The following is a 10,133-nucleotide window of genomic DNA, read 5'->3' on the forward strand; positions in this document are numbered from 1 at the left end:
GCGCTACTGCGCCCCTCGGCTTTTTTGTTTGGCGCCGAAACAGCAGAGGGACAGCCCGCAGGCCGTCCCTCGAATGCCCAGACGACGCGATGATGCGACCAGGCGACAACGCGACTACTTGTCCAGCATCGGCATCCAGATGCCCTTTTCCCGGGCAACCCGTTTGGATTTCTCATAGCCTGCGTCGGCATGGCGCACCACGCCCAGGCCAGGGTCGGTGACCAGTACCCGGGCCAGGCGCCGCGCCGCGGCTTCCGTGCCGTCGGCCACCACCACCATGCCGGCGTGCTGGCTGTAGCCGATGCCCACGCCGCCGCCGTGGTGGAACGAGACCCACGTTGCCCCCGCCACCGCGTTCAGCAGGGCGTTCAAAATCGGCCAGTCGCTGATGGCATCCGAGCCGTCTTTCATGGCCTCGGTTTCCCGGTTGGGGGAAGCCACCGAACCGGCGTCCAGATGGTCGCGGCCAATCACGATGGGCGCTTTTACGATGCCTTCCGCCACCAGTTGGTTGAACATCAACCCGGCCTTGTCGCGTTCCCCATAGCCCAGCCAGCAAATGCGGGAAGGCAAGCCCTGGAAAGGCACCTTCTGCTGCGCCTTCTCAATCCAGCGGCGCAGGTGCTCGTCTTCGGGGAAGAGTTCCAGCATGGCCTCGTCGGTGCGGTAAATGTCTTCGGGGTCGCCGGAAAGCGCCACCCAGCGGAAGGGGCCTTTGCCTTCCTCGAACAGCGGGCGGATGTAGGCCGGAACGAAGCCTGGGAAGGCGAAGGCGTCTTCCACGCCGAAGTTGTAAGCCTGCTGACGGATGTTGTTGCCGTAATCGAACACCTCCGCGCCGGCCTTTTGGAAGTCCAGCATGGCCTGAACGTGCACGGCGATGGATTCCAGCGCCATTTTGCGGTGCGTGGCGGGGTCGGACTTGCGCAGGCGTTTGGATTCCTCCACGCTGAGGCCGCTGGGCACGTATTCCAGCAGGTCGTGTGCGGAAGTCTGGTCGGTGACGACGTCGGGCGTGATGCCGCGGCGCACCAGTTTGGGGAAGACGTCGGCGGCGTTGCCAATCAGGCCGATGGATTGGGCTTCGCCAGCCTTGAGGGCTTTGTCCACCAGGCGCAGGGCTTCGTCCAGGTTGTCCACCACCACGTCCACGTAGCCGATTTCCAGCCGCCGCTGGGCGCGAGCAGGGTCGACTTCCACAATCAGCCCCACGCCTTCGTTCATGGTGATGGCGAGGGGCTGCGCGCCGCCCATGCCGCCCAAACCGGCGGTGAGCACGAATTTGCCCTTCAGGGAAGGCCAGCCGCGTTGATGCGCCAGCGAGCCCAAGGTTTCATAGGTGCCCTGCAAGATGCCCTGGGTGCCGATGTAAATCCACGAGCCCGCGGTCATTTGGCCGTACATGATGAGGCCCTTTTGCGCGAGGTCATCGAAGACTTCCCACGTGGCCCAGTGGGGCACCAGGTTGGAATTGGCGATGAGGACGCGCGGGGCGTCAATGTGCGTTTTGAACACCGCCACCGGCTTGCCCGACTGCACCAGCAGGGTGTCGTCGACGTCCATCTTTTGCAGGGTTTCCAGAATGGCGTCGAAGGATTCCCAGTCGCGGGCAGCCTGTCCGCGGCCACCATAGACCACCAGGTCTTCGGGGCGCTCGGCCACTTCGGGGTCGAGGTTGTGCTGAATCATGCGGAACGGGGCTTCCAGTTGCCAGTTCTTGCAGTGCAATTGTGTGCCGCGCGGGGGATGCACAACACGAGGGCCAGACATAGGAACCTCCTCAAGAAGGAATGTGGGATGAGAAAATACAACGCACCCTAATCGAGGGTGCGTTGTGGGCGTTCCGGGAGGGCATAGACGTAGGCCATACGCTTGTCGTATTTTTCCACCCGCCCCATACGCACGAGCAGTTCCAGGTCGGTGTCGTTGGCGGGGTGGCTGTAAATGGCTTCGGAATAGGGGAAGAATTCGCCTGTGGCAATATCTTGCGCGTAACCGTTGCCCCAGTCAATAGCCACAATGCCTTGACGGGTGACAAAGATCCACTGGCGGTCAATCGGGGTGCCGTTGGGCATGGTCGCCCTCCTGAGCGCGGATGCGGGTCGGTTTCTTTTATCTTACCACCAAACGGGGAGACGCGGCGCGAGGTAGTGGTATAATCGGCTTGCCGTGAAAGCGGCGGATTTTTGGAGCCAAGGAGAGGAATCATGGCGAAGTCTCGTCGGCGTTCTGCCACGCGGCGGTCTTTGCGCCGCCCGGTGAGCAGCACTACCGAGTTCAACCCCGATTACACTTACATCAAGCAGGATTTGCGGCGCATTGCTGTGTTGGCCGTTTCGTTTATCACGGCGCTGGTTGCGCTTTCCTTTGTAATTCATTAGCGAGCCGTGCCTAAAGCGCGGGGGCGGCGCGCGTCAAAGAGATGGCACAATCACACCCCCCAAGGGTGTGGAAGAGGGCGCTCAGGCGGCGCCCTTCGCCGCGTTGGGGGCAATTTGTTGAATCGCGGTGCGCTTCCTTGCGTTCCTTTCTGCTCGCGTTTATAATATGCTTTCGCTTTGTGTCTTAAACACACCGGCCCTCCCGGCACAAGGGGAAATGGACACCAGATTTTTTCCTGCAGGAGAGTATGCACATGGCGGCACTGCCCACCAAGTCCTACGCCCGGATCGACGTCAAACTGCCTTTGCCCGACCTGATTGAAATTCAACTTGCCTCTTTTGAGCGGTTGGTCACGGAACGCCTGGCTGACCTGTTTGATGAAATCACTCCTATCGAATCTTATAACAAAGGAATGCGGCTTTACTTCCCCAGCCGCACACCGGAAGCCAAACAGTGGGGGCTGCGTTACTGGTTTGGCGAGCCCAAGCACACCGTTGAGGAATGCGTAGAGCGCGACCTGACCTATGCCCGCCCGTTGTGGGTCTCGGTGCTCCTTGCCGGGCCGGAAGTGCCAGAACCGGTGAAGCAAGATATTTTCCTGGGCGATTTCCCCTGGATGACTTCCAAGGGAACGTTCATTATCAACGGCACCGAGCGTGTCGTGGTTTCTCAGCTCATCCGCTCGCCCGGTGTGTATTTCGAGGCGCTCATCGACCGCGCCACCGGCCGCCCGCTGGCAAAATCGAAACTGATTCCCGACCGCGGTGTGTGGATGGAGTTCGAGACCCGCAAGAGCGATTACCTCATCCTCAAGTTCAACCGCCGCCGCACGGTGCCTGTGACCATTTTGCTGCGCGCCCTGGCGGCGGTGGATGACGGCCTTTCGGATTCTCCTATCAAAGAAGGCACCGACGAGGAAATCCTTTCCCTCTTTGGCGATGTAGACACCAACCCCGATCGCATGTTCATCGCCTCGACGCTGCGGCAGGAACCGGAGTGGGATACCGCGAGCAGCCTTTCCATTGCCGAGCAGGCGCTGATTGAGTTCTTCAAGCGCGTCCGTCCTGGCGATCCGGCGACGCTGGAAAACGCCCGCGAATTCCTGGAAACCCAGCTCTTCAATCAGCGCTATTACGACCTCGCCCGTGTGGGCCGTTACAAGATGAACCAGAAACTCGGCTTGCATGGCGTTGTGCCTTTGGACCACCGCTCGCTTACCAAGTGGGATATTGTGCGGCTGCTGCGGCGCATCATTGCCATCAACAACGGCGAAGATTCCCCCGACGATATGGACCACCTCGGCAACCGGCGGGTGAAGACCGTGGGCGAACTGGTGCAAAACAAACTGCGCATTGGGATGCGCCGTATGGAGCGTGTCATCAAGGAGCGCATGTCGATTCGTGACCAGGAGCAGGTGACGCCCGCCACGCTCATCAACATTCGCCCGGTGGTGGCAGCCCTGCGGGAATTCTTCGGCTCCAGCCAGCTTTCCCAGTTCATGGACCAGACCAACCCGCTGGCCGAATTGCGTCACAAGCGCACCCTTTCGGCTTTGGGCCCCGGCGGCCTGCGCCGCGAGCGCGCTGGGTTCGACGTCCGCGACGTGCACCACTCCCACTATGGCCGCATTTGCCCCATCGAGACGCCGGAAGGCCCCAACATTGGCCTGATTGGCCGCCTGGCGACCTACGCCCGGGTCAACGAATTTGGTTTCATTGAATCCCCTTACCGGCGGGTTTACAGCGCCCTGCCTGCCAACAGCCCCTACATGGTCAACCGCCAGTTGCGGGAAGACGTCAAAGACCCTGAGACCGGCGAAGTGCTGTTCGAGGCAGGCACCCGCCTGACCAAACAGCAGGCCCGCGACCTGGCCGAGCGCCTGGGCGAAACCGAGGTGAAGGTCGTGCCCTTCGTTTCGGATGATGTGGACTATTTGACCGCCGACGTCGACGACAACCATTACATTGCCCAGGCCAATGCGCCGCTGAACGAATACGGTGAATTCCTGGCTGACGATGTCGTCTGCCGCTACCACTCCGGCTTCCAGTTCACCGAGCCGGTCAACATCACCTACATGGATGTGGCCCCGCAGCAACTGGTGGGCATGAGTGCGGCGATGATTCCTTTCCTGGAACACGACGACGCCAGCCGCGCGCTGATGGGTTCCAACATGCAGGCGCAGGCGGTGCCGCTGATGCGCCCGGAAGTGCCGCTGGTTTCCACCGGCATGGAAGCCTTTGCCGCGCGCGACTCTGGGCAGTTGGTGATTGCCGAGGAAGCCGGGGAAGTGATTGCCGTGACGGGCGAGCACGTGGTGGTGCGCACCGACGACGGCTCGCTGCATGAATATCAGTTGCGGCGGTTCCAGCGTTCCAACCAGAGCACCTGCATCGATCAGCGCCCCGCGGTGGTCAAAGGGCAGCGGGTGAAGAAGGGCGACGTGCTGGCCGACTCTTCGGCCACGCAAGATGGCGTGCTGGCGTTGGGGCAGAACGCGGTGGTGGCCTTCCTTTCATGGGAGGGCGGCAACTTCGAAGACGCGGTGCTGATTTCCGAGCGCCTGGTGCAAGACGATTTCTTCTCGTCGGTGCATATCGAGAAGTACGAGACCGAGGCGCGCGACACCCGCCTGGGGCCGGAAGAAATCACCCGCGACATTCCCAACGTGGGCGGCGATGCCCTGCGAGACCTGGACGAAGACGGCATCATCCGCGTGGGTGCTCAGGTGGGCCCTGGCGACATTCTGGTCGGCAAGGTCACGCCGAAGGGCGAAAAAGAACTGACGCCCGAAGAGCGCCTGCTGCGAGCCATCTTCGGCGAAAAGGCCCGCGACGTCAAAGACACCTCGCTGCGGATGCCTCACGGTGAGCGCGGCACGGTGATCGACGTCAAGGTCTTCACCCGGGAAGACAACCACGACCTGCCCGCCGGGGTGGAAAAGATGGTGCGTGTGTCGGTGGCGCAGCGCCGCAAGCTCACTGCTGGCGATAAAATCGCTGGCCGCCACGGCAACAAGGGCGTGATTTCCAAGGTCGTGCCGGTGGAAGATATGCCCTTCCTTGAAGACGGCACCCCCGTGGATATCATCCTCAACCCGCTGGGCGTGCCCGGCCGCATGAACATCGGCCAGGTGTTGGAAGTGCACCTCGGCTGGGCAGCCAAGCAACTGGGCTTCCGGGCGGTGGTGCCGGTGTTCGATAGCGCCACCGAGGCCGAGGTGGAAGCCGAACTGGTGCGCGCGTGGATGATCAACCACGCGTGGAAGGAAATCACCGAGCGCGCGTGGCAGTGGGTAAATGAAGAAGGCTACGAGCCGGAAGACCTGCGCAGCGATGGCGAGGTGCGTTCCCTCTACCTGGAGCAGTGGCTGGGCGATAAGGGCTACGATGTGTACCGCCTGGCGGATGACGAGACTTACGCTCGCCGCTCGGTGCTGCGCGAATGGCTGCGCGAAAAGGGCTACGACCCTGACAAAATCCTCGCGTTTGAGGATATGAAGATCCCGGTTTCCGCACGCGAGGCGCAAGATGCCCGGGCGGTGGAAGCCGGCTTGCGCCTGTGGCTGGAAAGCCTGGGCTACGATGCTGACGAGGTGCCCGCCGAGGCACTGCGGCAGAAGGCTGCTGAAGTCTCGCTGGAAACCGGCCAGCCGGTGCCCACCCTCGGCAAGCAAATTGTGCGCGACGGCCTTACCGGCGAGCCTTACGACCGCCCGGTAACCGTGGGCGTGATGACCATCCTTAAACTGCATCACCTGGTGGAAGACAAAGTGCACGCCCGCTCCACCGGCCCGTATAGCCTGGTGACCCAGCAGCCGCTGGGCGGTAAAGCCCAATTCGGCGGCCAGCGCTTCGGCGAAATGGAAGTCTGGGCGCTGGAAGCCTACGGCGCGGCGTACACCTTGCAGGAAATGCTCACCGTGAAATCCGACGACGTCCAGGGCCGTGTCAAGACTTATGAGGCTATCGTCAAGGGTGAGCCCATTGAAGAGCCTGGCCTGCCGGCTTCCTTCAAGGTGCTGGTGAAAGAGTTGCAGAGCCTGGGCCTGGCGGTGGAAGCCATCACCCCCGAGGGTGTGGAAAAGTTTGGCAAGGAATCGGCCAAGCCGAAGGTGCCCAAGGTCAAGGTGGGCCTCCTGGGCCTGGGCGAGGATTTGTGAGGCGGTGAAGGCGCAGCAGGCGGCCTGGCACCCCGCGGCAACGCGCCGTTTGCAGATTTTCTTGACGCGCGTTTTGCCGCATGGTACAATCCTGCCCTGCTGCGTAAGGTTCTTTGTGTCCTTTCGCGCCTGCTGCGGCGGGCGCTCCGTGGAGGCCATCGCATGATGATGGCCTTCGTTTACGCAAGTTGAGAGGCAACATCGTTTTCGGGAGGCAGAAGTGCCAACAATCAATCAACTCGTTCGCAAAGGTCGCAAGCCGAAGAAGACCAAGAGCAAGGCGCCTGCTTTGCAGTACATCTATAACTCGATGAAGCAGCGCCGCCTGCGGATGCCGAAGGGCGCGCCGCAGAAGCGCGGGGTGTGCACGGTGGTGCGTACCATGACCCCGAAAAAGCCGAACTCGGCGCTCCGTAAAATTGCCCGTGTGCGCCTGACCAACGGGATCGAGGTCACGGCCTACATTCCGGGCGAAGGCCACAACCTGCAGGAGCACTCGGTGGTGTTGGTGCGCGGTGGGCGTGTGAAAGACCTTCCGGGTGTGCGCTACCACATCGTGCGCGGCACCCTCGACGCGACTGGCGTCGAAAATCGCCGCCGGGCGCGTTCCAAGTACGGTACCCGCAAGCCGAAATCGTAAGTCATTTTAGTCGCTGGGCTGGCGCAGCGCGCCGGCCGCGAAGTTGGAGTGAGAGATGCCACGACGATACCGACCTGAGCGGCGGCTGGTCCCGCCCGACCCCAAATACGGCAGTGTGAAAGTGCAGTCCTTCATCAACCGCGTGATGCGCGGTGGGAAGAAGAGCGTGGCTGCGCGCCAGGTGTACAAGGCTTTTGAAATTATCGAAGAGAAGACCGGCAAGCCCGGCCTTGAGGTTTTCGAGCAGGCGCTGAAAAACGCCTCGCCCATCATGGAAGTGCGTCCCCGCCGTGTGGGCGGCGCGACGTACCAGGTGCCGATGGAAGTGCCGCCTCGCCGCCAGTTCGCACTGGCCTGCCGCTGGATTTTGGCCGCGGCCCGGGCGCGTTCCGGCAAGTCGTTTGCCGAAAAACTGGCTGCCGAATTGATGGACGCTGCCAACAACCAGGGCTCTGCTGTGCGCAAACGCGAGGAGACCCATCGCATGGCCGAGGCCAACCGCGCTTTCTCCCATTTCCGCGTTTGAGCGCGGTTTGAACTGCCGATTGAGCGCCGCTTGCTCACCCCTTGGGTGAAAACCGCAGATTGCGCAGATTCTCAGAGCGTCCTTTGGCCTGCGAAATCTGCGGTTCTTTCTGGCCTCTTCGGTGAATACAGGTGATTCATGCCACGGAAGTATCCTTTAGAGAAGTACCGTAATATCGGGATTATCGCCCACATCGACGCCGGTAAGACCACGACGACCGAGCGTATCCTGTTCTATACCGGCAAGACCTACCGCCTTGGCTCGGTGGACGAGGGCAACACCGTCACCGACTGGATGGAACAGGAGCGCGAGCGCGGCATCACCATTGTTTCGGCGGCGGTCAGTGCCGAGTGGAAGGGCTACCAGATCAACATCATCGACACGCCCGGCCACATTGACTTCACCGCCGAAGTGCAGCGCTCGCTGCGCGTGCTCGACGGCGGCATTGTGGTCTTCGACGCTGTGCAGGGCGTGGAGCCCCAGAGCGAAACGGTGTGGCGCCAGGCCGACCGTTACGGTGTGCCGCGCATTTGCTTCGTCAACAAGATGGATCGCGTGGGCGCCTCTTATGAGCGTTCCATCGAGAGCATCCGCGAGCGACTGGGGGCCAACCCGGTGGCGGTGCAGGTGCCGATTGGCGCGGAATCCGATTTCCGTGGCGTGGTCGATTTGTTCACTAAGCAGGCCATTGTGTGGGTGGATGACCTGGGCAAAGAGCCGAAGGTCACCGAGGTGCCCGCCGAATTGCGCGACGAGGTGGAAGCCGCCCATGAGCGCATGGTCGAGCAAATTGCCGAGACCGACGACGACCTCACCATGAAGTATCTCGAAGGTGAGGAAATCACCGTCGAGGAACTGAAGGCGGCTTTGCGGCGGGCGACCATCCGCGGCGAACTGACGCCGGTTTATTGCGGCAGTTCCCTCAAAAACAAGGGCGTGCAGCCTTTGCTCGACGCGGTGGTGGATTTCTTGCCTTCCCCCTTAGACATTGCCGAAGTGCGTGGTATTGACCCGCGTACCGACGAGGAAGTCACCCGCCCGCCGAGCGACGATGCGCCCCTCGCGGCGCTGGTGTTCAAAATCGTCACCGACCCCTACGTCGGGCGGCTGGCCTACTTCCGGGTGTATTCCGGCAAGATTACCCAGGGCTCGCAGGTGTATAACGCCACGCGCCGCAAGCGCGAGCGCATTGGCCGCCTGCTACGGATGTATGCCGACCGGCGCGAAGATGTGACCGAGGTGCTGGCGGGCGATATTGGCGCGGTGCTGGGTCTCAAGAACTCCTTTACCGGCGATACCCTTTGCGACATGGCGAACCCCATCGTGCTGGAAAGCATCTCGTTCCCCGAACCGGTGATTTCCATCGCCATCGAGCCGAAAAGCACCGCCGACCAGGACAAACTTTCCCAGGCGCTGCACAAACTGGCCGAGGAAGACCCCACCTTCCGCGTGCGCACCGACGAGCAAACCGGCCAGACCATTGTTTCGGGCATGGGCGAGTTGCACCTTGAAATTCTCATCGACCGCCTGAAGCGCGAGTTCAATGTGAAGGCCAATGTGGGGCGGCCGCGGGTGGCTTATCGGGAATCCATCACCCGCGCGGTGCCCAAGGTGGAAGGCCGCTTTGTGAAGCAAACCGGCGGGCGCGGTCAGTACGGCCACGTGGTGATTTCGATGGAACCGGCGGAGCCCGGGTCGGGCATCCTGTTCGAAGATGCCATTGTGGGCGGTACGATTCCCAAAGAGTTCATTCCCGCTGTCGAGAAGGGCATTCGGGAAGCCGCCGACGCTGGTGTGGTGGCGGGCTACCCGGTCACCGATGTCAAGGTGCGCCTCTATGACGGCTCGTACCATGAGGTGGATTCCAGCGAAATGGCCTTCAAGGTGGCCGCAACGATGGCCTTCCGGGAAGGCGTCAAGCGGGGCAAGCCCGTGCTGCTGGAGCCCATCATGAAAGTGGAAGTGGTGGTGCCGGAGGAGTACATCGGCGACGTCATGGGGCAGTTGTCGTCGCGCCGCGGCGAAATTCAGGGCATGGAGCAGCGGGCTGGCAACACCCGTGCCGTGCGCGCGATGGTGCCCCTGGCTGAAATGTTTGGTTATGCCACCCAACTTCGCTCCATTACGCAAGGGCGTGGCGCCTTTACGATGGAATTCGACCACTACGCGCCTGTCCCCGACAATGTTGCTAAGGCGATTATCGCAGGCGAGACGGTTTAGCCTGCGCTGTTTTTTGCAACCAATCCTAACCCGATGCTAATTTCCTGAAGGAGAGTTACCGATGGCGAAGCAGAAATACGAACGCACGAAGCCGCACCTGAATGTAGGTACGATGGGGCACATCGACCACGGGAAGACGACGCTGACCGCGGCGATTACGAAGTATTGCGCACTGCGCGGTTGGGGTCAGTACACCCCGTTTGACG

General features: G+C 61.7%; 7 protein-coding genes. 5 read left to right on the plus strand and 2 right to left on the minus strand.

What is annotated here, in order from left to right; translation table 11 throughout:
- Positions 1 to 114: 114 nt before the first annotated feature.
- Together hutU and ENJ54_10450 are read right to left on the minus strand one after the other, a co-directional pair.
- Positions 115 to 1,770 (minus strand): urocanate hydratase, encoded by a 1,656-nt coding sequence (hutU, locus tag ENJ54_10445; GenBank protein ID HFC10250.1) that lies wholly within the window; start codon positions 1,768 to 1,770, stop codon positions 115 to 117.
- A 47-nt stretch (positions 1,771 to 1,817) separates the two neighbouring features.
- Positions 1,818 to 2,075, minus strand: a complete 258-nt coding sequence (locus ENJ54_10450) for a hypothetical protein (GenBank protein ID HFC10251.1) — start codon at positions 2,073 to 2,075, stop codon at positions 1,818 to 1,820.
- Between the two features lie 554 nt (positions 2,076 to 2,629).
- Here ENJ54_10450 and ENJ54_10455 point away from each other — a divergent pair.
- The 5 genes from ENJ54_10455 to tuf all read left to right on the plus strand — a co-directional run.
- Complete coding sequence (locus tag ENJ54_10455; GenBank protein ID HFC10252.1) at positions 2,630 to 6,541, plus strand: DNA-directed RNA polymerase subunit beta; 3,912 nt, start codon at positions 2,630 to 2,632, stop codon at positions 6,539 to 6,541.
- Between the two features lie 220 nt (positions 6,542 to 6,761).
- Entirely contained in the window at positions 6,762 to 7,181 is a 420-nt protein-coding gene (locus ENJ54_10460) for a 30S ribosomal protein S12 (GenBank protein ID HFC10253.1), read from the plus strand.
- Between the two features lie 55 nt (positions 7,182 to 7,236).
- Positions 7,237 to 7,707: a 30S ribosomal protein S7 gene (locus ENJ54_10465; GenBank protein HFC10254.1), complete on the plus strand. Its 471-nt coding sequence runs from the start codon at positions 7,237 to 7,239 to the stop codon at positions 7,705 to 7,707.
- Positions 7,708 to 7,845: 138 nt separating this feature from the next.
- Entirely contained in the window at positions 7,846 to 9,927 is a 2,082-nt protein-coding gene (fusA, locus tag ENJ54_10470; protein HFC10255.1) for an elongation factor G, read from the plus strand.
- 61 nt (positions 9,928 to 9,988) lie between these two features.
- A partial coding sequence (tuf, locus tag ENJ54_10475) for an elongation factor Tu (protein HFC10256.1) occupies positions 9,989 to 10,133 on the plus strand: 145 nt, incomplete at its 3' end.

The sequence above is a fragment of the Chloroflexota bacterium genome (genome assembly GCA_011322445.1).
In the GTDB taxonomy this organism is placed as follows: domain Bacteria; phylum Chloroflexota; class Anaerolineae; order Anaerolineales; family DRMV01; genus DRMV01.

Bases quoted from the DNA above. Each gene is read 5' to 3' on its own strand.
- ENJ54_10465 (HFC10254.1), top strand. From the start codon at position 7,237: ATGCCACGACGATACCGACCTGAGCGGCGGCTGGTCCCGCCCGACCCC.
- hutU (HFC10250.1), bottom strand. From the start codon at position 1,770: ATGTCTGGCCCTCGTGTTGTGCATCCCCCGCGCGGCACACAATTGCAC.
- fusA (HFC10255.1), top strand. From the start codon at position 7,846: ATGCCACGGAAGTATCCTTTAGAGAAGTACCGTAATATCGGGATTATC.
- ENJ54_10450 (HFC10251.1), bottom strand. From the start codon at position 2,075: ATGCCCAACGGCACCCCGATTGACCGCCAGTGGATCTTTGTCACCCGT.
- ENJ54_10455 (HFC10252.1), top strand. From the start codon at position 2,630: ATGCACATGGCGGCACTGCCCACCAAGTCCTACGCCCGGATCGACGTC.